This window comes from Empedobacter sp. UBA5924 (genome assembly GCF_002431085.1).
Classification (GTDB): Bacteria; Bacteroidota; Bacteroidia; order Flavobacteriales; family Weeksellaceae; genus Empedobacter; species Empedobacter falsenii_B.
The window spans coordinates 1-26,285 of the sequence record NZ_DJDM01000008.1 but is presented as its reverse complement, the minus strand read 5'-3'; the positions used below and the strand labels follow the sequence as shown (position 1 = coordinate 26,285).

General features: G+C 30.9%; 24 protein-coding genes. 9 read left to right on the top strand and 15 right to left on the bottom strand.

Annotated features, from left to right (window positions below; genetic code table 11):
* Positions 1–114 precede the first annotated feature (114 nt).
* On the top strand, positions 115–441 hold the full coding sequence (locus B3792_RS02035; protein ID WP_219035290.1) for a YegP family protein: 327 nt from the start codon (positions 115–117) through the stop codon (positions 439–441).
* Between the two features lie 109 nt (positions 442–550).
* On the opposite strand, the gene B3792_RS02030 is transcribed toward B3792_RS02035, so the two are convergent.
* A complete protein-coding gene (locus tag B3792_RS02030; protein ID WP_038336951.1) occupies positions 551–1,015 on the bottom strand; it encodes a Dps family protein in 465 nt (154 codons plus the stop codon).
* A gap of 252 nt (positions 1,016–1,267) precedes the next feature.
* Between B3792_RS02030 and B3792_RS02025 the strand changes: the two genes are divergently transcribed.
* Positions 1,268–1,804 (top strand): hypothetical protein, encoded by a 537-nt coding sequence (locus tag B3792_RS02025; protein ID WP_291046840.1) that lies wholly within the window; start codon positions 1,268–1,270, stop codon positions 1,802–1,804.
* Positions 1,805–1,849: 45 nt separating this feature from the next.
* On the opposite strand, the gene uvrA is transcribed toward B3792_RS02025, so the two are convergent.
* The gene (gene uvrA, locus B3792_RS02020; RefSeq protein ID WP_291064993.1) at positions 1,850–4,675 is read right to left on the bottom strand and encodes an excinuclease ABC subunit UvrA; all 2,826 of its coding nucleotides are present in this window, start codon (positions 4,673–4,675) and stop codon (positions 1,850–1,852) included.
* An 86-nt stretch (positions 4,676–4,761) separates the two neighbouring features.
* Positions 4,762–5,799, bottom strand: a complete 1,038-nt coding sequence (locus tag B3792_RS02015; RefSeq protein WP_219034942.1) for a GyrI-like domain-containing protein — start codon at positions 5,797–5,799, stop codon at positions 4,762–4,764.
* A 104-nt stretch (positions 5,800–5,903) separates the two neighbouring features.
* Here B3792_RS02015 and B3792_RS02010 point away from each other — a divergent pair, with 104 nt between their 5' ends.
* Together B3792_RS02010 and gdhA are read left to right on the top strand one after the other, a co-directional pair.
* Positions 5,904–6,494, top strand: coding sequence for a DUF937 domain-containing protein (locus tag B3792_RS02010; RefSeq protein WP_180905983.1), 591 nt, complete (start codon positions 5,904–5,906; stop codon positions 6,492–6,494).
* 199 nt (positions 6,495–6,693) lie between these two features.
* Entirely contained in the window at positions 6,694–8,043 is a 1,350-nt protein-coding gene (gdhA, locus tag B3792_RS02005; protein WP_221854634.1) for an NADP-specific glutamate dehydrogenase, read from the top strand.
* A gap of 89 nt (positions 8,044–8,132) precedes the next feature.
* Here the strand turns inward: gdhA and B3792_RS02000 are convergent, their stop codons facing one another.
* Both B3792_RS02000 and B3792_RS01995 read right to left on the bottom strand, forming a co-directional pair.
* Positions 8,133–8,810, bottom strand: a complete 678-nt coding sequence (locus tag B3792_RS02000; RefSeq protein WP_291058580.1) for a response regulator transcription factor — start codon at positions 8,808–8,810, stop codon at positions 8,133–8,135.
* On the bottom strand, positions 8,800–10,122 hold the full coding sequence (locus tag B3792_RS01995) for a sensor histidine kinase (protein WP_291068722.1): 1,323 nt from the start codon (positions 10,120–10,122) through the stop codon (positions 8,800–8,802). The genes B3792_RS02000 and B3792_RS01995 overlap by 11 nt, the downstream gene beginning before the upstream one ends.
* Positions 10,123–10,244: 122 nt before the next feature.
* On the opposite strand from B3792_RS01995, the gene B3792_RS01990 reads away from it, so the two are divergent.
* Together B3792_RS01990 and B3792_RS01985 are read left to right on the top strand one after the other, a co-directional pair.
* Positions 10,245–12,611 carry an outer membrane beta-barrel family protein gene (locus B3792_RS01990; RefSeq protein WP_286496095.1) on the top strand — a complete coding sequence of 789 codons (2,367 nt, stop codon included), beginning with the start codon at positions 10,245–10,247 and terminating at the stop codon, positions 12,609–12,611.
* 49 nt (positions 12,612–12,660) lie between these two features.
* Positions 12,661–13,119 (top strand): GNAT family N-acetyltransferase, encoded by a 459-nt coding sequence (locus B3792_RS01985; RefSeq protein ID WP_291068720.1) that lies wholly within the window; start codon positions 12,661–12,663, stop codon positions 13,117–13,119.
* Between the two features lie 28 nt (positions 13,120–13,147).
* Here B3792_RS01985 and B3792_RS01980 read toward each other — a convergent pair whose 3' ends face one another.
* From B3792_RS01980 to B3792_RS01950, 7 genes are all read right to left on the bottom strand, one after another.
* Positions 13,148–13,624: a DUF4252 domain-containing protein gene (locus B3792_RS01980; protein ID WP_291068718.1), complete on the bottom strand. Its 477-nt coding sequence runs from the start codon at positions 13,622–13,624 to the stop codon at positions 13,148–13,150.
* A gap of 11 nt (positions 13,625–13,635) precedes the next feature.
* Positions 13,636–14,259 carry a hypothetical protein gene (locus B3792_RS01975; RefSeq protein WP_291068716.1) on the bottom strand — a complete coding sequence of 208 codons (624 nt, stop codon included), beginning with the start codon at positions 14,257–14,259 and terminating at the stop codon, positions 13,636–13,638.
* Between the two features lie 97 nt (positions 14,260–14,356).
* Complete coding sequence (locus B3792_RS01970; RefSeq protein WP_291068714.1) at positions 14,357–14,740, bottom strand: RNA polymerase sigma factor; 384 nt, start codon at positions 14,738–14,740, stop codon at positions 14,357–14,359.
* Between the two features lie 126 nt (positions 14,741–14,866).
* On the bottom strand, positions 14,867–15,616 hold the full coding sequence (locus tag B3792_RS01965) for an SDR family NAD(P)-dependent oxidoreductase (protein ID WP_221854631.1): 750 nt from the start codon (positions 15,614–15,616) through the stop codon (positions 14,867–14,869).
* A 4-nt stretch (positions 15,617–15,620) separates the two neighbouring features.
* Positions 15,621–18,446: a hypothetical protein gene (locus B3792_RS01960; protein WP_291068712.1), complete on the bottom strand. Its 2,826-nt coding sequence runs from the start codon at positions 18,444–18,446 to the stop codon at positions 15,621–15,623.
* Positions 18,447–18,509: 63 nt separating this feature from the next.
* The gene (locus B3792_RS01955; protein WP_125350240.1) at positions 18,510–19,136 is read right to left on the bottom strand and encodes a carbonic anhydrase; all 627 of its coding nucleotides are present in this window, start codon (positions 19,134–19,136) and stop codon (positions 18,510–18,512) included.
* A 6-nt stretch (positions 19,137–19,142) separates the two neighbouring features.
* Positions 19,143–19,421 carry a GNAT family N-acetyltransferase gene (locus B3792_RS01950; RefSeq protein WP_038337243.1) on the bottom strand — a complete coding sequence of 93 codons (279 nt, stop codon included), beginning with the start codon at positions 19,419–19,421 and terminating at the stop codon, positions 19,143–19,145.
* A gap of 268 nt (positions 19,422–19,689) precedes the next feature.
* Between B3792_RS01950 and dnaN the strand changes: the two genes are divergently transcribed.
* Genes dnaN through B3792_RS01935 form a run of 3 tightly spaced genes read left to right on the top strand, consistent with a single transcriptional unit; the run spans position 19,690 to position 23,722 of the window.
* The gene (gene dnaN / locus B3792_RS01945) at positions 19,690–20,808 is read left to right on the top strand and encodes a DNA polymerase III subunit beta (RefSeq protein ID WP_038337242.1); all 1,119 of its coding nucleotides are present in this window, start codon (positions 19,690–19,692) and stop codon (positions 20,806–20,808) included.
* A gap of 36 nt (positions 20,809–20,844) precedes the next feature.
* On the top strand, positions 20,845–23,274 hold the full coding sequence (pheT, locus tag B3792_RS01940; protein WP_291068709.1) for a phenylalanine--tRNA ligase subunit beta: 2,430 nt from the start codon (positions 20,845–20,847) through the stop codon (positions 23,272–23,274).
* Between the two features lie 13 nt (positions 23,275–23,287).
* Complete coding sequence (locus B3792_RS01935; RefSeq protein WP_219034952.1) at positions 23,288–23,722, top strand: META domain-containing protein; 435 nt, start codon at positions 23,288–23,290, stop codon at positions 23,720–23,722.
* A 37-nt stretch (positions 23,723–23,759) separates the two neighbouring features.
* Here the strand turns inward: B3792_RS01935 and B3792_RS01930 are convergent, their stop codons facing one another.
* The 3 genes from B3792_RS01930 to B3792_RS01920 form a co-directional block, all read right to left on the bottom strand.
* Entirely contained in the window at positions 23,760–24,641 is an 882-nt protein-coding gene (locus B3792_RS01930; RefSeq protein WP_291068707.1) for an AAA family ATPase, read from the bottom strand.
* A complete protein-coding gene (locus tag B3792_RS01925) occupies positions 24,616–25,137 on the bottom strand; it encodes a hypothetical protein (RefSeq protein ID WP_291050902.1) in 522 nt (173 codons plus the stop codon). Before B3792_RS01925 ends, B3792_RS01930 begins: the two co-directional genes overlap by 26 nt.
* 139 nt (positions 25,138–25,276) lie before the next feature.
* A partial coding sequence (locus tag B3792_RS01920) for a cation:proton antiporter (RefSeq protein ID WP_291068704.1) occupies positions 25,277–26,285 on the bottom strand: 1,009 nt, incomplete at its 5' end.

The following is a 26,285-nucleotide window of genomic DNA, read 5'->3' as shown; positions in this document are numbered from 1 at the left end:
TGAAATAATTTTTCAGGATTTTTTTTGTAAATATTTTATAGATTGATAATTATCAAATAATTTTTATAAATTTATATCAATCAACAAAATAAAATATTTATAAAAAATTAAATTATGTTCGAAATTTATCAAGACAAAGCAGGAGAATATCGTTTTCGTTTGAAAGCTAAAAATGGACAAAATATTTTGGCAAGCGAAGGTTATAAACAAAAAGCAAGCTGCGAAAACGGAATTGAATCTGTTCGCAAAAATTCGCAAGATGATTCTAAATACGAATTAAAAGAAGGTGCTTCTGGTAAATGGCATTTCAATTTAAAGGCAACAAATGGACAAGTAATTGGGACAAGCCAATCGTACGAAACTGAATCTGGCGCTAAAAATGGAATTGCTTCTGTAAAAACAAATGCTGCTGATGCAGAAATAAAAGAAGTAGAAGGTTAATTACAAACCGTCATAAAAAGCTGAAGCCTTGGATAAATCCAAGGCTCAACCTAATTAACACTAATATGAATTAACACTAAAAACTTATGAAGTAAAATAATGTTCAACTTTATTTTAGATGCGATCCAAGCATCCAAGCAGTTTTTTGATGTTGTTCTAATAAACCAACTAAGAAATCCGAAGTTGAGATATCATGAAATTCATCAATTTCTACTACAGCCTGCGCCAAAAAGTCAATAATAACTTCGTGATCGTGTAGTAAATCAGCAATAAAACTTAAACTATCTTTGTTTTCAGTTTTTCTTGTTTCTGATAAGTGAGCTAACTGCAAATACTCTGCCATAGTTGCTGGTGCATAAACATCTTTTTGACGAATTTTTTCTGCAACATCATCTATAACAATTTGTAACTCGTTATATAACGATTCAAAATACACATGTATTGTCTGAAAATCAGGACCTTCTACATTCCAATGTGCATTTCTTGTTTTTAAGTATAAAATATGTTCATCAGCTAATAATTTAATTAAAATATCAGCGATTTTTTGCTTTTTTTCTGGCGATAATAATTTCATATGATTAAATTTTATATTGTCTATTTGATTAACTTTACTAATGCAAATATAAAACCAGAAAATGAATGAATTATAGATTTATTAAATCTTATTTCTATTCTTTTATAATTAAAAACTATGATCGACTCGAATTAACTTAAAATAAATAATGATGTTTACTTAAAAACAGAATTACTATTTTTGATAAGACAAATTTATAGTGGTTTTTTCAATTAGAGCCATTTTTAAAAGTTAAAAATTAATTAAATTTCTATGAAAAAGTTTCTTTTATTTATCATTTCTTTAACCCTAAGCAATACTTCTTTTTCTCAAACAAATAAAAATCAAACACTTAATGACAATTGGCGTTTCGGTAGTGGTTTGGGACTATCTTTTGGGAATAATAGTTATTTTGGATTTAATATTTCTCCAAGTGTTGGATACATGGTTGCAAACAATTTAGAATTGGGTGCGACAGCTGGCTATCAGTATGCAAAAGATGATTATGTAAAACAAAATTTGTTTAATGTTGGTCCTTACATTAACTTTTTTCCAATCGAAAATATTTTCTTGAGAGCCAATTATATGTACTACACAGGAAAACAAAAATACAACGATCGTACGCCATATTACAACAGTATTTATGAAGCTAACATGGACGAATCTGCGTTATGGTTGGGAGCTGGATATCAATCGAGTGGACCAGTAAGATTTCAAGCTGGTGTGATGTACAATGTTTTATACAAAGAAAACGAAAGTATATTTTCTTCAGGATTACAACCTTTTATGGGCGTTTCAATCGGATTATAAGTCATAAAAAATCCATCTAAAGTTTTTAGATGGATTTTTTTATATTTATTTCAATTCGTCTTTCAAAAATTTTCCTGTCACACTTTTAGAATTTTTAGCAATTTCTTCTGGTGTTCCTTCGGCGACAATTTTACCTCCTTTACCTCCACCATCAGGACCAATATCAATCACATAATCAGCCAACTTTATCACATCTAAATTATGTTCGATAATGATAACCGTATTTCCAAATTCCACAATTTTATTGATTACTTTCATCAACACATTTACATCTTCGAAATGCAAACCTGTTGTCGGTTCATCTAAAATATAAATTGTTTTTCCTGTCTGTTTTTTAGCCAATTCTGTTGCTAATTTTACACGTTGCGCTTCTCCTCCACTCAATGTTGTCGACTGCTGCCCAAGCGTAATGTAACCCAAACCTACATCTTGCAACATTTTTACATAACGAAATATTTTCGGAATTGCTTCAAAAAATTCTACCGCTTCATTTACCGTCATTTCTAACACATCCGAAATTGATTTTCCTTTGTAGCGAACCTCCAACGTTTCGCGGTTAAATCGTTTTCCATTACATGTTTCACATTCGACATGAATATCGGGTAAAAAATTCATTTCAATCACACGCAAACCTGCTCCTTGACAAGTTTCGCAACGTCCACCTTTTACATTAAACGAAAAACGTCCAGGTTTATAACCTCTAATTTTCGCTTCAGGTAAATTTGTAAACAACGTACGAATATCAGAGAAAATTCCCGTATAAGTTGCAGGATTAGAACGAGGAGTACGACCAATTGGCGATTGATCCACTTCGATTACTTTATCCAAATGTTCTAAACCTTCGATTTTTTTGTAAGGCATCGGATCTTTTTCTGCTCTAAAGAAATGTTGATTCAGAATTCTGTACAACGTTTCATTAATCAACGTTGATTTTCCAGAACCTGAAACACCCGAAACTACAACCAACTCTCCTAAAGGAATGGTAAGATTTACATTTTTCAGGTTGTTTCCAGATGCTCCAAAAAGTTTCAATTCTAATCCATTACCTTTTCTTCGTTCTTTTGGAACTTCGATTTGTAACTGATTGTTTAAGTATTTTGATGTTAATGTATTTGATTTTAACATTTGTTCTGGTTCACCTTCCCAAACAATTTGACCACCATTTTTTCCTGCTTTTGGTCCAACATCAACCACATAATCTGATTCCAAAATCATGTCTTTATCATGTTCTACAACCAAAACTGAATTTCCGATATCGCGTAATTTCTTTAACGAATCTATCAATCTGACATTATCGCGTTGATGCAAACCAATACTTGGCTCATCTAAAATATACAACACATTCACCAATTGAGAACCAATTTGCGTTGCCAAACGAATTCGCTGTGCCTCGCCTCCAGAAAGTGTTCTAGAAGAACGATTAAGGCTCAAATAATCCAATCCTACATCCAATAAAAAGGATAAACGCGTATAAATTTCTTTCAGGATCTCGTGCGCAATTTGTTGTTGATTCGACGTCATCGAAACTGGTGCGCTTTCAATCCATTTTTGCAACGATTGAAGATCCATTTCCGCAACTTCACCAATATTTTTATCATCGATACGAAAGAAAAGTGATTCTTTTTTAAGACGTTTCCCTTCGCAACTTGGACAAATAACTTTCTTTCCAAACTTTTTGCTAATCGAACTTGAAGACGGATTATTTTTATCTTCCATAATTTCAGAAAGAAATTCATTCAATCCTTCAAAATCGATTTTATATGTTTTTTTAACTGATGCAAATTTAAGATCAAGATTCAATGTTTCTTTCAAACCATTCATTACATCATCAATCAATGCTTGAGGAAGTTTTTTGAAAGCAACTTTCTGGTCTACATTATGTTTGACAAAAATCGCTTCCAATTGTTTTTCTATTCGAGAAGATGATTTTAACGTCTCAAATAATTCTTCCAAATTATCAAACAACGATTTATCTTTATCTTGAAATAATTTTTCGTGATTTACCACTTTCAACTCACCTAAACCTGTACACGTCGGACAAGCACCTTTTGGTGAATTGAACGAAAATGTATTCGGTTCTGGCAACGCATATGACATTCCTGTCGACGGACACATCAATGAACGAGAAAAGAATTTCGTTTCATTGGTTTCGTAATCCAAAATCATCGTAATCCCATTACCTTGTTGCATTGCATGATCGATACTTGAACGCAAACGTTGATCATTCACCTTATCATTCAACAACATTTTGTCCACCATCAATTCGATATCATGCGTTTTGTAACGATCTAACATCATTCCAGGCGTAATATCTTGCAACTTGCCATCAATGCGCATTTCAAGAAAACCTTTTTTAGAATATGTTACAAAAACTTCTCGATAATGACCTTTTCTTGAACGTACAATTGGCGCTAAAATCGCAATTTTCTTCTCGCTGTATTGTGTTCGAATCAACTCAATAATTTGCTCTTCTGTGTAAGCAACCATTTGTTCGTTTGTTTCGACTGAAAAAGCCGTAGAAGCACGCGCATACAACAAACGAAGAAAATCATAAATTTCTGTAATTGTACCAACAGTGGAACGCGGATTTTTATTGGTCGTTTTTTGCTCAATTGCAATAACAGGCGACAAACCATCAATTTTATCAACATCTGGACGTTCTAAACCTCCCAAAAATTGACGTGCATAAGCCGAAAAAGTTTCGATATAACGACGTTGTCCTTCTGCATAAATCGTATCAAAAGCCAACGAAGATTTCCCACTTCCACTTAAACCCGTGATTACCACAAGCTCGTTTCGAGGAATCTTTACATCAATATTTTTTAGATTATGTTCACGTGCACCGTAAACTTCAATAAAATCTTTTTCCATGTTCGTTTGTAAGAAGTTGCAAAAATACAAAAAAAGCCACATTACTGTGGCTAAGTGTACTTTAAAAATTGTTAATTCTTAAGTATTTATTGTTTTTTAATTGGAATATAAATTCGAGAAATTAGTTTTAAACTATCTGTTTCCTTCGGATCGTTTAACATAATTTCTAATTGTTTTGTATCCAGTTGTAATTTTTTAGATTTTGCATAATTCTTCATTTTCTCGATTGTTTGCGCACGCTTAGAACGAGGTCCTAAATGCAATGTCAACAAATAATCTCCACCAGGAACAACCACTTTTTTCATCTCTTTTTGCAAAGGCAAATCTTCTATTAATTGTATTCCAGCAAAAAATGTTGTCTTATCTTTTTCTTTATCAAAATCAGTAAAGTAGACATATGGAAAACCTAAATCGAAATCAAAACCACCTTCATCTTTATTCATTAACGATTTATAAATCACCTCAAAAGCACCATCTACTTTATCCATTATATCTTTTTCCGCTAAACTTGATTGTTTACGAATCGCTAATAAATTTGTTCGACCTAATTCTACAATTCGATATTCACCATAATTCAATCGTCCTTCTTTTTGATCCTTATCTAATCTAACTTTCACTTTTTGATTTAGGTTATCCAAAGATTTTTCAAATTTAGATTCAGGATTTTTGAAAAAAGCAAAATAGCGGTAGAAATAAGGAATTTCTTGACTTAAATAATTCAATTTTGCAGTTGTTTTCCCATTTTCTTGTTGTTCAAATTTGACATTCAAACTATCTAATTTTTCCCAACCATCATATTTTATCGTATAATTAACGAAACGATTAATCGAAAAATTTTCAATCGTTACTTTTCCTGAAGCAATTGAAGCATCTTCTGAATCCCATATCATATAATTTTCGTCCTCTTCTTTTGTATTCGAAAATTTCTTGATTGTCAAAGAATCCGAAGCTGTAAATTGTTGCCATTTCGAGAATTGACGAAGATTATAAAATTCGTCGTACACCAAACCAACAGGTGCATCAAATTCATATTGCATTTCTTCGTCGAAACGATTCGGTAAAACGATTGGTAATAAAGCCAAAACCGCAATAATGATTACTAAAAAAAGATTTATTTGTTTCATTTACAAAATTGATTGTACAAAAATAGAAATACTTTGTAGGACTCTTAATATTAATCTGAATTAATCTTTTAAAAATAGTATATTTGAGTAAATAATATAAACTTATGGACTTTACTAATTTAATTCAAGGAGCAATGGGACAACAAATTGTTGGTTCTGCTGCAAAACAATTAGGGATTAATGAATCTCAAGCTCAAACTGCTGTTGCAGCAGCTGTACCTTTTTTATTGTCTGCTTTAAATAAAAATGCACAAGGCGGAGGTGCTGAAGGAATTTCGAATGCTTTGAATCAACATGACGGGAGTATTTTGGATAATCTTTCTGGATTTTTAGGTCAAGGAGGAAACCAACAAGATGGATTAGGAATTTTAGGTCACGTTTTAGGAAATAAACAACAAAATGTAGAATCTGCAATTTCTCAACAATCTGGATTGAATACAGCACAAGTTACTCAAATTTTAGCGTTAGTTGCGCCAATTGTAATGGGCTACTTGGGTAAACAAAAACAATCTGCTGGATTAGATTCAAATGGGATTGCTGGTTTATTAGGCGGTTTAGTTGGTGGTTCTACAACTCAAACAAACCAAAGCGGAGTAAATTTAGGAGGTTTCGAAAAATTGTTAGATCAGGATGGTGATGGACAATTAGGAATTGGAGATGCCATGAGTTTATTGGGTGGATTTTTCAAAAAATAAGTCTTGTCTTAAACTGAATAAAAATACAAAATTTATTAAGCAGGAAATTTTCCTGCTTTTTTTGTTTCAAAAATTATCAACCTATATATTCTAAGTATTCGAAATTATCAAATTCATAAATATTAAAAGTTTGATTTAAAAAATATATTATTTTATTTGTTATTTAATATAATTTTATCAACAATAAAACACAAATAGCATGGATACTTTATTTTACTCAGAAAAATTCATTCAAAGAATTAAATCAAAAAACCCTAACGAAAAAGAATTTTTACAAGCAGTTGAAGAAGTTTCCGAAACCATTTTACCATTTGTAGAAGAAAACCCTAAATACAAAAAGTTCAAAATTCTTGAAAGAATTGCAGAACCAGAACGTATTATTCAATTTAGAGTAACTTGGGTTGATGATAAAGGCGAAATCCAAATCAACAAAGGTTATCGTGTACAAATGAATTCTGCGATTGGTCCTTATAAAGGTGGTTTGCGCTTTCATCCATCTGTTAATCTTTCTATTCTTAAATTCTTAGCTTTTGAACAAGTTTTCAAAAACAGCTTGACAACTTTACCTATGGGTGGCGGAAAAGGTGGTTCTGATTTTGATCCAAAAGGAAAATCGGACATGGAAATTATGCGCTTCTGCCAATCTTTTATGAGCGAATTATCTCGTCATATTGGTGCAGATGTCGATGTTCCTGCTGGTGATATTGGCGTTGGAGGACGAGAAATTGGTTATTTATTTGGTCAATACAAACGAATGCGAAACGAATTTACAGGTGTTTTAACTGGAAAAGGATTAGAATATGGTGGCTCTTTGATTCGCCCAGAAGCTACTGGTTATGGTTTATTATATTTTGTAGAATGTATGTTAGCCGAAAAAAAAGAAACCTTAAAAGGAAAAACAGTTTCTATTTCTGGTTCTGGAAATGTTGCACAATATGCTGCTGAAAAGTCTCTGGAATTAGGCGCAAAAGTGGTTACACTTTCTGATTCTTCTGGATATATTTATGATGAAGACGGTTTTGATACAGAAAAACTAAATGTCATTTTCAAAATTAAGAATGATGATTACGATAGAATCTCAAAGTATGTTGATTATTATCCAAATGCTAAATTTTTCTCTGACCAAAACCCTTGGAAAGTCCCTTGTGATATAGCTTTGCCATGTGCAACACAAAACGAATTGGATTTGCAAGATGCGCAAACTTTACATCTCAATGGTTGCAAATTGGTTGCCGAAGGTGCAAATATGCCAACAACTCCCGAAGCGGTTCATTATTTTTTGGATCATCAAATTTTATACGGACCTGGTAAAGCTGCAAATGCCGGTGGTGTTGCGACTTCTGGATTGGAAATGTCTCAAAATTCGATTCGTCAAAATTGGAACAGAGAAAAAGTAGATTATCGATTGAAAGAAATTATGATAAAAATTCATCACCAATGTAAAAAATATGGAAAAGGCGAATTTCAAGAAAATATAAATTATTACAAAGGCGCTAATATAGCTGGTTTCGTAAAAGTTGCCGATGCTATGATTGCTCAAGGAATATAAAAATCCATTTATAAAATTCGGTTCCCTTTACTGAATTTAGAATTCAATTGTTTGTTATTAAAGCTGAACTTCTGTTCAGCTTTATTTTTTTAGAGAGGAAAATTAATTTTAAACCCAATTCCACGAACAGATTCAAATTTTATCGTTTCATCGTTCTGAAAATATTTGCGCAAACGTGTCATAAAAACATCTAAACTTCTACCCATAAAATAATCGTTTTCGCCCCAAATTTTTTCTAAAATCTCTTTACGGCTCACTAATTTTTGATTATTCTGAATCAAGAAACTCAACAATTCTGCTTCTTTTTCTGTTAACTGAAATTTTTCTTCTTGATAAGATAATTGCAATTGATTTGGATGAAAAACATAAGTTCCAATTTTAATCAATTCTTCTAAAACAGGTTGATTTCGTTTCAAAATATTTTTTATTCTCAAAACCAATTCTTCAGGATCGCAAGGTTTTGTAATATAATCATCTGCACCTAATTTCAGACCTAAAACCCGATCAAAACTTTGCGCTTTAGCAGTCAAAAACAAATATGGAATTGTAATGGTTTCGGCTAATTTCTTCGCCAAGGAAAAACCATCAATTTCGGGTAACATGACATCAAAAATGATTAATTGAGCTGATTCCAACGATTCTATTTCCTTCAATAGTTTTTGTGGATGATCAAACCAAGTCACTTCAAAATCAGAAAATTCTAGATATTGTTTGAGAACAGTTCCCAAATCTTGATCATCTTCTACTAAAATTAATTTAGTTTTCATTCGGCAAAATGATTAAAAATTGAACACCTTTGTCTTTATTATTCTGAACGTTAATTGTTCCTAAATATCGTTCGATTGTATTCTTGACCAAAAATAATCCAACACCCAAACCGCTTACATTTTGGTTAATAGAACGATTCACACGATAATATTTATCAAAAATAAGAGGCAAATCATTGGTTGGAATTCCAATTCCATTATCCGAAAAATTCAATGTTATTTTTTTTTGAAATTTAAAATCTAATACAATTTCAGTAGCTCCATATTTGACTGAATTTTCAATTAAATTCTGAGCAATTTGTTTAAAATCGTTTGTTTTCAGTACATTATTTTTCTCGAAAATACTTTGATTAATAAGTTTAATTTCTGGATATTGAAGTTGAATCTTTTGGATAATTTCATTCAAAATAACCTCATCTAACAATTCAGAATTTTCGTCATTTTTCACAAAAATAGAATCAACAGTTTGCTCCAAACGATTAATTTGTCTGTTCATCATTTGTTGCGTTTCTGGATGTTGAACTTGATGCAAAGCAAATTTCATCGTCGTAATTGGCGTATTCAATTCATGCGCAATAGAGTCTATTGTCAAATGTAATTGATTGATTTTTTCTTCTTGTTTCGATAAATTTTTAAGACTTTTCCAATACAAAAAGACAATTAATCCAACAATCAACAAACTCACAATGATTAAAGGAATAATTTTCTTGAGAATTAAAAATTTCAAATTCAGTAATTCAAAATCTGTCTTTCCTCTAATTTTATATTTATGACGTTCATTTTTATTAATTCCTAAATCAGAATCTGTTTGATTACTAATATCATCCGATGACCAAACACTTTGATTAATATTAGTTGGTTTCGAAATTTTATTTGTCGTTTCGTAAATCACATACTTTTTCTTTGGCAATAATTCTTTATGATTCAATTCATCATAAACCGAATAAACATCTGTACGAAGCGCTATTTCAAAATTATTTTCCTTAGAATAAACGTCTAATAGAGAATCTACAATTGGCGTATAAATCTCATAATTATAATCTACTTTCGTTCGAATTATTTGTAATTCATCAAACTGTTTTTTTTCATCATGATTCAGTTTTTTGAAATAATCTAAAATCTTATCATCATTAGAATCTGTTTCATATTTTGACATAAAATTCATCACTTTAACTCCAATTTCACACGCCTCTTTATTCATATCTTTCTCAATCAATCGATACAAATTGTAGATATAATACCCTTGCAATGCAACCAAAACGATCAATGCAAAAGAGAAAATAAATGTATAATGTTTTTTAGATAATTTCATAAGCTTTCCATCAATTCAAAAATACATTGTTTTCGCACATAAATTACACATTAACTCATCGTTAACCGTTCATTAACCAAGTAAAATCGAAACTTGAAAGAGATTTGTTAAAAATCTGAACCATGAAAATAGTAATAACATTTTTTCTGCTACTTCCAAATTTAATTTTTGCACAAATTATTTCTGGAAAAATTATCGATGAGCAAAATCAACCAATCAAAAATAGTTCTATTGAAGTTGAAATTCCTTCACAAGATCCAATTGTAGCTGAATCGAATGAAAATGGCGAATTTAATTTTGAGCTTCATCAAGCACAATCATTTACAATTTACATTAAAGAATTTGGTTACCAAGAATTTGAAAAGACATATCAAGCTAACTCAGAAAACTCTTTGATTATTACGCTTCAAAAAGATGAAACAATTAACTTAAAAGACGTTGTTTTTTCTAGTCAAAAACCTTTGTTGAAACGAAAAATTGATCGAATAGAATTTAATGTCGAAAATACGCCTTTGCAAAATTTAAGTGCTTGGGATATCGTGAAAAACACGCCAAATGTTCTTCTAAAAAATGAACAGTTAAGTGTGAGAGGAAATACGCAAATTTTAGTCACAATTAATGATAAAAAAACATTAATGTCCCAAGATGATTTGAAACAATTGTTGGAAAATACTGATGGTGCAACAGTTTCTTCGGTTGAAGTCATTACCAATCCGCCTGCAAAATATGAAGCTTCTGGAAGCGCGATTATAAATATTAAAATGAAGAAAAATGTGCTTTCTGGTTACAAAGGACAAATTGCGACACGTTATCATCAATCTATTTATAGCAAAGGAATGCTGGGTACTACCCAATCTTACAATACAGAAAAATGGCAATTGACAGGAAGTTATTATTTTGTGAATGGAAAATATGTTCGCAAGAATTTTGATGTAACAACTTATGAAAAAGATCAGACACGCTGGGAAAGTGACATGATTCGTCGAACAGTTGCGAAACAACAACATATTTACAACTTTGCTTCTCAATATTCAATTGATAGTTTACAGAATTTTCAGTTTGGAATAAATGGTTCTAGAAATCCTGCTTCAATTGGGAATTATAACGTTCCGACAAATATTTACAATACAACAAATAATCAACTTGAATCATTTTATAAAACACAAAATCATCGTCGCGAAGCTTCAAATAATTTTAATACGTATTTGGTTTATGACAAAAAAATTGCGAAAAATAATTTGACTTGGAGTAACAATTTTAGTCATCGTTATTACAAAGAAAATCAAGATGTTTTAACAAAACTGAATTTCAAGGATAAACCTTATGAAGAAAATCGTTTTTTGAGTGCTGCACTTCAAAAATTGAATCTATTTTCTACACAAATTGATTATAGTTTCACTAATGAAAATTTCGGCTTGGAAGCGGGAGCGAAATATAGTTTTGTGAAGAATGATAATGATTTAGATTTCTTTGAGTCGATTCAAAATCAAATCGAATATCAACCCGAAAAAAGTAATATTTTTGATTACAAAGAACAGATTTTTGCGTTGTATATTTCTGGAAATTACAAATGGAAAAAATGGGAAGCAAAAGCTGGTTTGAGATCTGAAACAGCTCTTATAAATACGATTTCTGATAATCCAATTAGCCAAAATAAACGAACAAACACCGATCTTTTTCCAACTTTATACGTCATGTATAATTTTGAAAATACTGGACAAATTGGTTTGAATTATGGAAAAAGAATTGATCGACCAGATTATAATTTCTTGAATCCTTCAAAATCATATTACAATCTGTTTTCTTATTTTCAGGGCGATGCCAATGCAATTTCTACGATTATTCACAATTTGAGTTTATCTTACACTTTGAAAGATTGGAATTTTGAAGCCTATTATCGATACGAGAAAAATCCAGCGATGGAAATTTCTATTCAAAATCCTGAAACTTTCGAAACAGTTTATCATTTTACAAACATCAAAAATGGAGAAGCTTTTGGAGCAAATCTTTCGAAAAATTTTAATCTAAAATCGTGGTGGAAACTGAATTTATTTACATTTGTGGAATATAATCAAAATTATTTTTTCGGACCAGATCAACAACAATACAAAAATGATGTGTTTACTTATTATATTTCTTTAAGCACTCAATTGGATTTAGACAAAGCAAAAACATTTAATATTTCGACAGGATATCATTATAATTCCCCAGCTATTCAAGCTTCATTTGATATTAGTTCTTCTCAAAATACATATTTGATTTTAAACAAAAAAATATGGGATAAACGTTTTGAAATTGGTTTGGTTTTCAATGATATTTTTAAAACTGATCGCAATACGATTTCTACGAAATACGCAAACCAAAATCAATATTTCAAAGATTATCGCGATACACAATATTTTATGTTGAATTTGAAATACAATTTCGGAAACCAGAAAGTAAAAGAAGCGAAACAAGCGGAAAAAACTGCAGAACAAAATAGAATTTAGCGTTACAAAAAAAACTTAAGTTTTATTAAATTTGAGGAAAAGCAATAAAATGAATTCAGTAAAAATCATTCGAACAAATTCTTCTAACAAAGATTTTCAAGAATTGGTAACAGAATTAGATAAAGATTTAGCGATAAGAAATGGCGAATTTCATTCTTTCTTTTCGCAATACAATAAAGTTGACAAAATAAATCACGTTGCTATCGCCTATTTAAACGAAAATCCTGTTGGTTGTGGCGCTATAAAACATTATTATGATACAACGATGGAAGTGAAAAGAATGTATGTAAATCCTGATTTTAGAGGAAATAGAATTGCAGCTAAAGTTCTGAATGAGTTAGAAAATTGGGCAATCGAATTAAATTATGAACGATGCATTTTGGAAACCGGATTGAAACAACCCGAAGCAATCTCGTTGTATGAACGATGTGATTACACAAGAATCGAAAATTACGATCAATACAAAGACATCGAAGAAAGTGTTTGTTATGAAAAAATATTGAAATAGAAAAGCTGAGCGATGCTCAGCTTTTTTATTATTTATTAGATTCTTTTACCATTTTGTTCATTTCGGATGCCGTAATTTCACCATCCATAATCATGTACATTTGTTGATCATCGCTGTTAATACTCATCAACACATTTTTAAAAACTTTCGCATTTGCATTTTCCGTTAAAAAGCGAATTTTACTTCCGTCCTTATTTATCGACATCAATTCCTCCAATTTCATTTTATCAAAGGCAGATTTCACTTGACTTTTAGCATCTTTGTTCGTGTTATCAATCATAATCATTTTGATCGAATTCATTTTTTTGAACAAGCCATCCAAATCTTTCAAATCAGAATCATTTGCCGTCATACTTCCCATCATACTAAACATTGCTTTGTTTATCGTAATCGTTGTAACACCCTTTTTATCCTGAAATTGGTTGTAAATATCGACGAATTTATTTGTTTGTGCATTTGCAAATCCAACGATGAATAATGCAAAAATGAATACATATTTTTTCATATTTTTCTTTTTTAAAGTTCTATTGATAATGATTTTAATTGTCCGATTGCCTTCGCTCCTTGGTCTACATTTTTCGAAAATAATTTCATTGTAGAATAAGCCAAAGCTTTCGCTTCTTCCATATTTTCAACTGGTTGACCATTTACAATCACAAAATCTGACGAATATTCTTCTGCGCTTTCAGCTTTTGTTATTTCTTGCTCAATTGGTTGAATGGTTGATTTTTTATTTTCTTGTTTAATTGATTTTGTCTCTTTTACAAATTGTGAAACTTCGTGTTTTATCTCAATATTATTTGGTTCAATTGTTTTCACAATTTCTTGATAATGTTCAATTTTATTTGTTTGATTCAAGAAGAAAAATAGTCCAACAACAAGTAAAATAGACGCAGCAATTCCCGAAATTTTCAATAGAAAAAATTCTTTCGTTTTCGATTTTTCTATAACTTTTGGTTGATTTTCTTCAACTTTTGTCATAAAATCATCAAAATTTAATTCCATTTTGACTTCTTTTTCCTCTTTTAATGTTTCAAAAAAAGAATCATTTTCATTATTTATGAGTTGTTTTTCTTGCTCATCGGTTAATTTTCCAGCAAAAAAATTATCTTTATTTATAATAGACTGCTCTTTCTTCATTTTCAAAAAAAACTTCTAATTGTTCTCTTACTTTTTGTCTTGCTCTCATCAAATTTACTCGAATTGCATTTTCTTCCATCTCCAAAACTTCAGCAATTTATTTTATTTCAAGTTCTTCTACATCTTTCAGATGCATTACTTTGCGTTGTTTTTCTGGTAATTGATTAATCAAATTTAAAATAATCGGTTTTATTTCTTGTTGTTCTTCTTGAATACTCAAATTGATTTGTGTTGAATTTTTATAATTCTCTCGAACATCAAATTTTCGCAATCGATTTATACATTCATAATTTACCATTCGCATCGCATAAGCCTCAATACTGTTCACTTCAATTAACGAATCGCGCTTTTCCCACAATTTTATTAATATTTCTTGCACAACATCAAACGCTTCATCATCACTAATCAAAATCCTACGAGCAAAACGATACAGCTTATCCTTGTGGACAAATACCGATGTTTTAAACGTTTCTTGATTCATATTGAGTGCTTTTACTAATAAGACAGCTTAATACTAAAAAGTGTTACATCGATTTTGAAACTTTTTTTGAATAAAATAAAAAAGCCTCTAAAATAGAGGCTTTCAATTGAATATATTTTAATAAAATTATCCTTTATAAATAACAGTTCCTCCAGCTTGCGCTTTTGGGAAGATTGTAACATCGGCAATTTGTACATGTTCTGGTTGTTGCAACAAATACTCTATTGCATTTGCAATATCCTCTCCAGCCAATGGTTCAAAACCTTTGTATACATTATCCGAAAGTTCTTGATTTCCTTTGAAACGAACCAAAGAAAATTCTGTTTCTACCGCTCCTGGCGCAATATTGGAAACTTTGATTCCGTAAGGTAACAAATCATAACGCATTCCTTTGCTTAACGATTCTACCGCCGCTTTCGACGCACAATATGTTCCTCCATTTGGATAAACTTCTTTTCCCGCAATCGAAGAAAGGTTGATGATATGCGCATTTGATGATTGTTTAAGAATTGGAATAATTGCTTTCGAAACGTAAATTAATCCTTTTACATTGATATCAATCATTGCTTCCAAATCCTCCAAATCAGCTGTATCAAAAGGTGCTAATCCGTGCGCATTTCCCGCATTATTGATTAAAACATCAATATTTTTCCACTCATTTTCTAAACTTTCTACTGCATTAAAAACAGCTTCCTTGTCTCGAACATCAAATTGAATGGTTTTAACTTCCGTAATTTGACTCAATTCTGCCTGAATTTCATCTAATCGTTCTTGACGACGCCCACACAAAATTAAACGATAATTTGGTGCTAATTTCTTTGCTGTCGCCATTCCTATGCCAGATGTTGCTCCGGTTATGAAGACTGTTCTTTTCATTTTCTTAAATAATTAAAAGTGCTTTTTTAAGACCGTCTAAGATACAAGCTAAAAAGAAATTAAAAAATGATTTATCCTGTTTTCGTTCGATATTTTCTACTTTTTCTTCTTTCATTTTTCCACGAGAATCATTCTTTACCGCTGCATTTCCAACTGCTGATAATAGTTTCCTTTTCGAACCATCATCACGCAAAACATTCACTTTCAAATTTTGATAATCTATTCCAAAATTTCCACCAGCGACTTTATCATTTCCATCAAAATTAAATTTTATTTGATTAAAAAATCCGTCTACAGAAACCTTAAGATAAGGCTTCACAAAAGCATCGAGATTTTTTGCAGGAAGTTTTGAAATTGAGCCATTTATATTAAATTTCTCAGAACGATTCATTGGATTAAATGTCCAATTTGCGCGCAAATCTCCATTCATAAATTCTGAATGCCAATCAACATCAACGTCTGGTAAAGATATTTTACGATAACCCGAATTGACATTTTTAACCGTTGCATTTATCGACGAAAACGTCAATTTTCCTGTTCCGATACTTTTAGCCGTTTCCTCTTCATATTCTAATTTAGAGTTGACCAATTGCAATTGCTTCACACCTAAATCAAATTTCATTTCACGTAATTTTTGTGAAAACATTGTTTTACGTTTTGTGTCATCAGGTGGAACCAAACTTCTATAAATATTTGCATAAAGCTGGTTCAATTTTATTTGATTGGCTTTCAAAAAGAAATCTTTGGATGGAGAAATTCCCCACTGAATTCCATTTCCTTGTAATTGCTCGACAGAAACTGTATATAAATCGGCTTGTTTTTTCAATGAAGCTGTATACGCTTTTCGAGAAAGTTTTGGCGTTAATTTTAATTGATTCAACGTCAAGTTTCCATTCTGAAATTGCAAAGCTCCAGTATTCATCTTATACGTTTTTCCTAAATCGAAATCAATTCCTGAAGATTTTAACAACACAGATTTATACGAAAATGGTATTGCTTCTTGAATTGTTTTTGGATCAACATTGATTTGATTAAACGCTAACTGAATTTGCTTCAATGTTAAATTCGGCGTTTTTTGTTTATAAGGAACCACATCTAAATGTCCATTTACCAACGAAATTTTATCAACTTTTATAACATCATTAAACTCTTTTGAGGTTTTTCCTTCGCGCTGCGCCACTCGTCTTGGTTGTCCATAAATCGTAAATTTTGGATTTTTGAAAATAACATGATTAACATGAAGTTCTTTCCCATAATCATTTTTCAATCCTAAAACCTTCAAATTAACATTATTGAAATCAAATTTTTGTGAAGCAATAAAACGCGATTGCTTGATTTGAATCGTATCAATTCCAAGATTAAAATTAATCAAGAACTTTTCTGTTACATTTTCAACTTTCTTCGCAATAACTTTTTCATTCTTTTGATCAATGATTTTCACATTTACCTCATCCAATTTGATTGAATTTGTATGAAAATAGAAATCACCATTTTTTATTCCCCAACTGTTATTATTTAACGTCAAAATTGGTGCTTCGACATCTAATAATGTGTTTGATTTTGTATAATTTCGATTAAATTGATTTTTTGAAATTAATGGTTTCATTTTGAAATTTTTCAGAATCAATTTCTTTTCTGTCAAATCAAAATTAGATGCTGTTAACGTGTGCATTTCATTCAATCGATAATACATCGAATCCAACTTAATACGGAAAGTTTTATAATCAATCGGAATATCATTTGTTCGCGTCAACGCATTCATTTTTATTCCTTCGATATTTAACGACACATTATTTATTGCATATTTTACCGTTTTTGCATTCGAGAAGAGTGAACGAATTTTACCATTTTCTATTTGTAATTTTTTGATATTAATTAACTCCGCATCTTCCGTTTTTATGCTTACTTTTTTAGTTGATTGTTTCTCAACTTTATTCTCAGGTTTGGCAGAAATAATGGTAATTTTTGGATTTTTGAATTTGATTAAATCTGTTTTAAAATATAATTTATCTTCTGAAGTAAATCCCCAATCCATCTTAGAAAGCGAAAGAAGTGGTGATTCAATATCCAATAAATCATTTTCAGAATCGTTTGGAACGTACATTTTTCCGTTCATTTTAAGCGGTTTCATCAAGAAATTATCCAACTCAAAATCAGTTTCATTAAAACGAACTTTTCGTGCTCTAATCAATTGTTGATCTTTTACCACAAAAAACATCGAATCTAATTTAATATCAAAAGCAGAATATCTGAACGGAATTTTTTTGTCCGCTGTTCGCTCATTGAAACGAACGCCATCAAAATCGATCGAAAAATTAGAAACATTTGCTATATGTTTTTTTCCTGATTGAGAATACAAATTAAACTCGCCATTGTTGATATTCACATTGGAAACATCTATACTTTGCCCAACTTTGGATTGTGCTGTATCTTTTTTGACCGAATCTTTTTTCTCTTTGAGATAATAATTTACAGAAGGATTATTGATGTTGATTGAATATGCTGCAACTTCTTTTTTGGTAATTAATTTTATAAAATTGATACCGACAATATTTATTTCTTTCACTTTTCCTGTTGCGTCAATCGAATCCTTTATTAACAACGAATCTTTTGGAGAAACTTCAACATTTTTTAGTGATAAAGACGAATTAAAAATAGAAAAGCTCAAATCTTCGTAAGTCAGATTATAAGCGGTATCGTTTTTTTCTGCAATGATTTTTGGAAGTCGATCATTCAGAAAATAGGAGATGTAAAAACTTAAAATAAAAAGTACCGCAATAATTGAAATTAAAGCGATACCTATTTTTTTTATCCAACGGTTGTTAATCATTGATATAGTTTGGTTAACAGTCTTAAGAACAATTATTATACCAGATATAACAAAATGTTAAATTTATTCGTTGATATCGTAGATTTCTTTGATATTTTCTAAGATTTTATCGAAGTTTAAATTCAAATCAATTAATTTTCCAGTAAACAAATCGAACACCCAACCATGTACTTCTAATCCATTTTCCATTGCACGTTGTACAAAAGGATTTTTTACCACATTTACACATTGTTCTTGTACATTTAGCTCTACCAAACGGTTGTAACGCATTCCTTCGTTTTCGATTGCATTCAATTCTTCTGAATGTAAACGATAAACATCACGAATATTACGCAACCAAGGATTCATAATTCCTAAATCTTTCGGAATCATTGCAGATTTAATCCCACCACAATTATAATGTCCACAAACTACAATATGTTTCACTTTTAGGTGTTCTACCGCATAGTCTAAAACAGAAGTGGTATTCATATCCAAACTAATTACCATGTTCGCTATATTGCGGTGTACAAAAACCTCACCTGGCTCCGCTCCCAACAATTCTTCTGCCGTCACACGACTATCCGAACAACCAATGTAAAGCACTTCTGGATTTTGACCAGCCGAAAGCTTATCAAAATATTGCTCGTCTTGTCCTAAACGTTTATTTACCCACTCTTGGTTGTGTTCAAAAACTTTTTCTAAATTCATAATTTTCTAAATTACATCTTGTACTTCTGGATGTTTACCAACATAAACGCTCACATAACTACAAAATGGAATGATTTTCAACTGATTTTTTCTTGCGTAATCTACAGCTTCTAACACTAACTTTTCGGCCAAACCTTGTCCTCTCAATTCGGGATTAACACCTGTATGATTAATCAACATTTGTTCTTCTTTCAGCATAAAAGTTAATTCACCAACTTCTTTATTATTCTCATCAAGAAGTATAAAAACTCCATTTTTTCCTTCTAAATTCAATTCAATTTTCATAGAATAGTATTTTAAATTCAAATTAATCTTTTTGGATGAGATTTGGTCAAAAAGATTTGTTAAAAGTCTCGATATACAAGACAAATTTACGGGTGAAAAGTTTTTAATTCAAAGAAAATTTAAACAAATAATAACAATCAATTTACAATCATCTTTCTATTTGATAATCAACAACAAGCTATTCTATATAATATTTAATGTATAGGTTTGAGTTTTTTACTTGATTATTTATTACATTTGTTAGATATTTTAAGGAAATATTCTTCATATGAAATTTATTGTATCGAGCAACACGTTATTAAAAAATGTTAACTTAATCGGAGGGGTTATTAACTCTAATAATACTTTACCAATCCTTGATAATTTTTTATTCGAATTGGATGGTAGCCAATTAACTATCACTGGTTCTGATTTAGAAACAACAATTTCAACAACTTTAGAAGTTGAGTCTAATGATAATGGAAAAATTGCAATTCCATCAAAAATCTTAACTGACACGTTGAAAACTTTCCCTGCGCAACCGCTTACTTTTATCCAAAAAGAAGGAAATACGTTGGAAATTGTTTCAGAACAAGGAAATTATCAGTTAGCATTCGAAGACGCAAACGAATATCCTCAAACGCCAGATATCGAAGACGCAAGCTCTACAACACTTAGTGCAAGCATTTTATCAGAAGCAATTATCAAAACTATTTTTGCGACAGGAAACGACGAATTACGTCCAATTATGACAGGAGTCTTCTTCCAAGCAAATGCAGATATTTTCCGTTTTGTTGCTACAGATGCGCATCGTTTGGTAAAATATACTCGCAATGGCTTAGACAATTTACAAGCTGCTGAATATATTATGCCGAAAAAACCACTTAACTTATTGAAAAATATTTTAGGAGGAAATAATGACGATGTAACAATCGAATATAACAATACAAATACACGTTTTTCATTCCAAAACATCGTGTTAACTTGTCGTTTGATTGATGGTAAATATCCTAATTATGAAGCGGTAATTCCAAAAGAAAATCCAAATGTATTAACGATTAACAGAAACTTATTCTTGACATCTTTGAAACGTGTGGCAATTTTCTCTAACAAAACAACAAACCAAGTTCGATTAAAATTAGTTGGAAATTCATTGACAATTTCTGCTGAAGATATCGATTTTGCAAACAAAGCAGAAGAAAGACTTCCTTGTGATTACAACGGAACTGATTTACAAATCGGTTTCAATTCTCGTTTCTTAATCGAAATGTTGAACAATTTACAATCAGAAGAAATAACATTAGAAATGTCTGAACCGAATCGTGCAGGAATCATCAAACCAGTTGATGGACTAGAAGATGGCGAAGAAATCTTAATGCTAGTTATGCCAGTTATGTTAAACGCATAATCAAAAAGAATACATAAAATTCATTTATACAATACAATGAAAATTTCATACAATTGGCTAAAAACCTACATTGATACAGATATCACACTTGATGAAGTGTCTTCAACACTTACAAGTACGGGTCTAGAAGTTGAAGGTGTAGAACAAGTAGGTGGAGCTAAAAATTATTTGGAAACCGTATTAGTTGGTAAAGTTTTATCAGCTGTGCCACATCCAAACGCAGATAAATTAAGAGTTACTAAAATAGATTTAGGAGACGGAAAAGAAACGCAAATTGTTTGTGGAGCTCCTAATGTTGCAGAAGGTCAAAATGTTCCTGTTGCAACTGTCGGAACGGTTTTACCTTCACCAGATGGTGAATTTAAAATCAAGAAGGCAAAAATTCGTGGTGAAGAATCTTTCGGAATGATTTGTTCTGAAGTAGAATTAGGAATTGGTACAGATCATTCTGGTATTTTGGTTTTACCAGAAGATTTAAAACCTGGAACTTCTACGTTCGACCTTTTCGGAAAAAATGATGAAGTTGACCACGAAATCGAAATTGGTTTAACGCCAAATCGTGCGGATGCAATGTCACATTTTGGTGTAGCGCGTGATTTACATACGGCCCTTAAAACTCGTGATATCGCGTCAACATTCAAAACATATGATGTATCAAATTATCCTACGACAGATTTCGGAAAAAATCCTATTTCTATCGAGGTTAAAGATACAGAAGCAGCGCCTCGTTATGCAGGTATTTACTTAAAAAATGTAAAAGTTGCTGAGTCGCCAGATTGGTTAAAAAATCGTTTAAAAGTTATAGGATTATCGCCAATTAATAATGTGGTTGATATTACCAATTATATTTTACACGATTTAGGTCAGCCTTTACATGCTTTTGATGCAGCTAAAATTGAAGGAAATAAAGTAATCGTTCAGAAATTAGCAGAAGGAACAAAATTCACAACTTTAGATGGCGTTGAACGTACATTAAAAGGACATGAATTGATGATTTGCAACGAGAATAATCCAATGTGTATTGCTGGAGTTTTCGGAGGAAAAGATTCTGGAGTTTCGGATGCAACGACAACTATTTTCTTAGAATCAGCATATTTCGAGCCAGTAACAATTCGTAAAGGAGCGAAAGCACATGCATTAAATACGGATGCTTCTTTCCGCTTTGAACGTGGAATTGATCCTAACATAACTATCGACGCGTTGAAGAAAGCTGCGATGATGTTAGTTGAAATTGCTGGTGCTGAAATTGCATCTAATATTGATGATATTTATGCAAATCCTATTCAAAACTTTAATGTAAAATTACGTTTACATAAAGTGGTTGAATTATTAGGAGTTGAAATTCCAGAACATAAAATCAAATCGATTTTAGAAAATTTAGAAATTAAAATTTTGTCAGAAAATGATGGAATTTTAGATTTAGAAGTTCCAGCTTATCGTGTAGATGTACAACGTGATGTAGATTTGATTGAAGATATTTTGAGGATTTATGGATACGATAATATCGAAATTCCTTCAAAATTCTCGTTTTCTTATGTTCCAAATCAAAAAGTTAGTCCAGATAAAATCGAAGATTTTATTGCGCGTCAATTGATTTCTTTCGGATTCAATGAAGCGATGAATAACTCGTTAACGAAAAGAGAATACGAAGAAATTTTCTTTTATCCAGAAGGTGAAAGTGTTGCAATGTTAAATCCGCTTTCTGCTGATTTAGCTGTAATGCGTCGCATTTTATTGAATGGTTTATTAGAAAATGTTGCGTTCAATATCAACCGTCGTAATTCGGATGTTAAATTATTTGAATTTGGGAAAGTTTATCGCAAAATTGATGGTATTTACGAAGAAAATAAATGTTTAGGAATCGTTCTTTCAGGAAACTTTAATAGCGAATCGTGGACAGGAAATTTACGTAAAGCTTCATTTGCTGATTTGAAAGGTTTGATTAAACAAATTTTTGTTCGATTAGATATTCAAATTACAGATGAGTTACCTGCAAAAGATGATAATTTCTTAGATGGAATTGAATTTGTTTCTGGTCAAAAATCATTAGGAAAACTTGGAATCATCAGCAAAAAATTAGCAAAAAAATTAGGCGTTAATCAAGATGTTTTCTTTGCTCAATTAAATTGGGATGCAATGGTTGCTTTAGCAAACAAACACGATTTGAAATACAAAGAAATCTCTAAATTCCCAGGTTCTCGTAGAGATTTAGCTTTATTGCTTGATTCTTCTGTGAAATATGAAGAATTGTACAAAGCGACAAAAGAAGTCAAAACGAATTTGTTGAAAGCCGTTAATTTATTCGACGTTTACGAAGGAGATAAATTGCCAGCTGGTAAAAAATCGTATGCTTTAAGTTTTATGATTCAAGACGAAAATAAAACATTAAGCGATCAAGAAATTGATGGTTTAATGAATAAATTAATCAAATTGTATCAAGAAAAATTCAACGCTGAGTTGAGATAAAATATTCCGAAAAATGAAAAAGATTGTAACTTTATTTTCAGCAACTATTTTGATGAGTTTTATAGCAACTTCTTGTTCTACAAGCGCAAGTACTGCTAAAATTAAACCTAAAGCGGAAGTTTCGATTTCAAATCAAAATTGGTATTTGATCAACGATAACAACGTAGTAAAAGGTTTGTACGATAAAGACGTGATGTTGGTTATTGACGAAGCTAATTCGACTGTAAGTGGATTTGCAGGTTGCAACAATTTCAATGCTTCTTTTACAAAAGTTAGCGGCGTTACAAGCTTTGTTAATTTTTCTGAAACTAAAATGGCTTGTCCTAATTTGCAAGAAGAAAAAGCATTTTTATCGATGTTGAAAAGTGTAAATCGTTACGAAGTTTCAGGAAAAGAATTACATCTTTACAAAAGCAATATTTTATTATTAAAATTCAAAACAATTTAGTTTTTATAATAAAAAAGCTCCTTACAAGGAGCTTTTTTTATGTTTCTTTATTTTCTTCTACCGATTTTATCTCAACAGTATCATCACTTTGCTTGAAACCAATTTTAGTAATCGGAATTTCTTTTGATGATAAATAAAACTCTAAATCAGCATTTAATTCGATCAGACGATGCGGAAAATCTTGACCAACATTTTGCTTGGCTTCTGTTAAGAAAATTGCGCAATGTTTTAGATAATCAGGCGTTAATTTCGATTTCGCTTCTTGAAATGCAGAAAACAATACCTTTTCTGTCATCACAATATTTTTCGTTTCATCTTTTCTGTATAATGCATATAAACGTTTTTTAAGCGATTGTGTAAAATCAATCATCATTGTATTTGAGAAAATTTTCATTTCAGCCGCATAAGGCGTCCAGAAGTCTTTGTTCAACGCATTTTGATTTTTCAAAATTGATAATAACGGAGAATCTTGCGCCAAATTCGTAGTCATGTGATGTAGAAGTAATTGTTTACGCTCGTCAAAAGTTGGAGGAAAAATCGGAATATGTAAATCAAAACGACCAGGTGCAACGATTTCATCATTCAAATTTGCTAAAGATTCAACAGCTCCAACAATCAAAAGTTCTTTCGTATCATTTTTCTGAATATGTCTAAGAACGGAATAAAACAAATCGACCATTTCGGGATAAATGGTATTTACAGAAGTAGAATGTAATATTTCGTCGAACGAATCAATAAACAATAATGTTTTAGGTTGATTCATCTTTTTTGAAAGAAAATCGGAGAATTTATTCTTTTTGTTATCAAAATTCCCAACTAAATAATCATTGAAAATATGTACAAATTCGTAACCAATCATATCCGCTATTTTCTTTGCCCAATATATTTTCCCACTACCTGGAGGTCCATACAAAATCAAGCCAGCAGGTTTTTGAGATTCCCCAACTTTCTCCTTGATCTTTGCTGATAAATGGATCTAACATATCAGTCATATAAAAATACAAATCGGTATAACCGACTAAACTTTTACCAGAAAAATCTTCGCATTGCGGAAATGCTTTTTCTATAAACGGATATTTTCCACCAATGTAAGAATGAATCAAATAACTTGACACTCCCGTTTTCATCTGCTTTGCAACCTCAGCAGGAATTCCATTTGTCACAAAAAAATGAAGCACTTCTTCTTCTTTTGCACCAATTGTTTTAGCGATTTCTTCTATTGTTTTTTCTTTGGAATAATCTTCTGCATATTTTTTTAAGAAGTCTTTATTCTCTTCCGAAAATGTTATAAATTGTTGTGTTACATTAAAATTTTCGTCAATACAAAAACTCAAATCAATATTAAAATCATTGATAAAATTCTGTAAACTTCCTAAAGATATTTCGAGTTGATTAGATAAATCTTTTAATTTCATTCTGTTGGCTTGTTCTAATTTCTATTAAAAATAAAGATTAATTCCTGAACAAAACCATTTTAAGTTCTAAACTTCTGTTAAAGGAGCAAGCGCATCTATAGATGCGCTTGCTCCTTTTAATTGTATATTTTAAAATTATTTACAATTTAGATGAATTAAGATAATCTTCCATTTCTTCTTTATTTGCTTCATCAGATTCGTCTTTTAGAACACGATGAGCCACTTTACCTACAGTTAAACCTTGAATAACGATTGAAAATAAAACAACGATGTATGTAATCTCTAATAACAAATCTTTCCATTCCGAATTTGGCATCGAAAGAACTAACGCAATTGAAACTCCTCCACGAATTCCTCCCCAAACCAAGACAATAAGTGAACCTTTAGAAAAAGTGTTTTTTCTTAAAATAGTACGAGCTGGAATAACAATTGATAATGTTCGAGATAATAGGACTATAAAAATTGTGGCAATTCCTAATAGAATTTGATCCATTAAATCTTCTATTAACAACAATTCGAAACCTATAAAAAGGAATAAAATGGCATTCATTACCTCATCAATAAGCTCCCAAAATTTGTTTAAATAATCTTGAGTTGTTTTACTCATTGCGAATTTCTTTCCATAATTTCCGATTATTAAACCTGCGATAACCATAGCTAAAGGACTAGAAATATGAAGTTCTTTTGCAATCAAAAATCCTCCCATTACAATCGACAATGTAATTAAAGCTGAAACTTTATAATCATCAATTTTTTTCATCGAATTAGACGCTGTAAATCCAAGTAATAATCCAAGTAAGATTCCGCCTCCGGCTTCCATTAAAAATAATTTTGAAACACTTGAAAAATCAGCATCAAAGCTTGGATTAGTTGCTATTTGTAAAACTACTGCGAACATTACAACGGCCACACCATCATTAAACAGTGACTCTCCTGTAATTTTTGTCTCAATAATTTTAGGAACTTTTGCTTGTTTCAAAATTCCTAATACAACGATTGGATCAGTTGGTGAAATTAATGTTCCGAACAATAAACAATAGATATACGGAATTTGAATACCAAAATATGGCGCAATGTAATATAAAATTACTGATATAATAAATGCTGATAATACTACTGATATTGTAGTGGATATCCTAACGAAAGTT

What these genes read in the sequence shown, in the direction of transcription:
- B3792_RS01960 (WP_291068712.1), bottom strand. Translation starts at nt 18,446, where the DNA reads ATGATTAACAACCGTTGGATAAAAAAAATAGGTATCGCTTTAATTTCA.
- B3792_RS02025 (WP_291046840.1), top strand. Translation starts at nt 1,268, where the DNA reads ATGAAAAAGTTTCTTTTATTTATCATTTCTTTAACCCTAAGCAATACT.
- gdhA (WP_221854634.1), top strand. Translation starts at nt 6,694, where the DNA reads ATGGATACTTTATTTTACTCAGAAAAATTCATTCAAAGAATTAAATCA.
- uvrA (WP_291064993.1), bottom strand. Translation starts at nt 4,675, where the DNA reads ATGGAAAAAGATTTTATTGAAGTTTACGGTGCACGTGAACATAATCTA.
- B3792_RS02010 (WP_180905983.1), top strand. Translation starts at nt 5,904, where the DNA reads ATGGACTTTACTAATTTAATTCAAGGAGCAATGGGACAACAAATTGTT.
- B3792_RS02035 (WP_219035290.1), top strand. Translation starts at nt 115, where the DNA reads ATGTTCGAAATTTATCAAGACAAAGCAGGAGAATATCGTTTTCGTTTG.
- dnaN (WP_038337242.1), top strand. Translation starts at nt 19,690, where the DNA reads ATGAAATTTATTGTATCGAGCAACACGTTATTAAAAAATGTTAACTTA.
- B3792_RS01975 (WP_291068716.1), bottom strand. Translation starts at nt 14,259, where the DNA reads ATGAAGAAAGAGCAGTCTATTATAAATAAAGATAATTTTTTTGCTGGA.
- pheT (WP_291068709.1), top strand. Translation starts at nt 20,845, where the DNA reads ATGAAAATTTCATACAATTGGCTAAAAACCTACATTGATACAGATATC.
- B3792_RS01965 (WP_221854631.1), bottom strand. Translation starts at nt 15,616, where the DNA reads ATGAAAAGAACAGTCTTCATAACCGGAGCAACATCTGGCATAGGAATG.
- B3792_RS01970 (WP_291068714.1), bottom strand. Translation starts at nt 14,740, where the DNA reads ATGAATCAAGAAACGTTTAAAACATCGGTATTTGTCCACAAGGATAAG.
- B3792_RS01980 (WP_291068718.1), bottom strand. Translation starts at nt 13,624, where the DNA reads ATGAAAAAATATGTATTCATTTTTGCATTATTCATCGTTGGATTTGCA.
- B3792_RS02000 (WP_291058580.1), bottom strand. Translation starts at nt 8,810, where the DNA reads ATGAAAACTAAATTAATTTTAGTAGAAGATGATCAAGATTTGGGAACT.
- B3792_RS01985 (WP_291068720.1), top strand. Translation starts at nt 12,661, where the DNA reads ATGAATTCAGTAAAAATCATTCGAACAAATTCTTCTAACAAAGATTTT.
- B3792_RS01925 (WP_291050902.1), bottom strand. Translation starts at nt 25,137, where the DNA reads ATGAAATTAAAAGATTTATCTAATCAACTCGAAATATCTTTAGGAAGT.
- B3792_RS02030 (WP_038336951.1), bottom strand. Translation starts at nt 1,015, where the DNA reads ATGAAATTATTATCGCCAGAAAAAAAGCAAAAAATCGCTGATATTTTA.
- B3792_RS02015 (WP_219034942.1), bottom strand. Translation starts at nt 5,799, where the DNA reads ATGAAACAAATAAATCTTTTTTTAGTAATCATTATTGCGGTTTTGGCT.
- B3792_RS01950 (WP_038337243.1), bottom strand. Translation starts at nt 19,421, where the DNA reads ATGAAAATTGAATTGAATTTAGAAGGAAAAAATGGAGTTTTTATACTT.
- B3792_RS01995 (WP_291068722.1), bottom strand. Translation starts at nt 10,122, where the DNA reads ATGAAATTATCTAAAAAACATTATACATTTATTTTCTCTTTTGCATTG.
- B3792_RS01990 (WP_286496095.1), top strand. Translation starts at nt 10,245, where the DNA reads ATGAAAATAGTAATAACATTTTTTCTGCTACTTCCAAATTTAATTTTT.
- B3792_RS01955 (WP_125350240.1), bottom strand. Translation starts at nt 19,136, where the DNA reads ATGAATTTAGAAAAAGTTTTTGAACACAACCAAGAGTGGGTAAATAAA.
- B3792_RS01935 (WP_219034952.1), top strand. Translation starts at nt 23,288, where the DNA reads ATGAAAAAGATTGTAACTTTATTTTCAGCAACTATTTTGATGAGTTTT.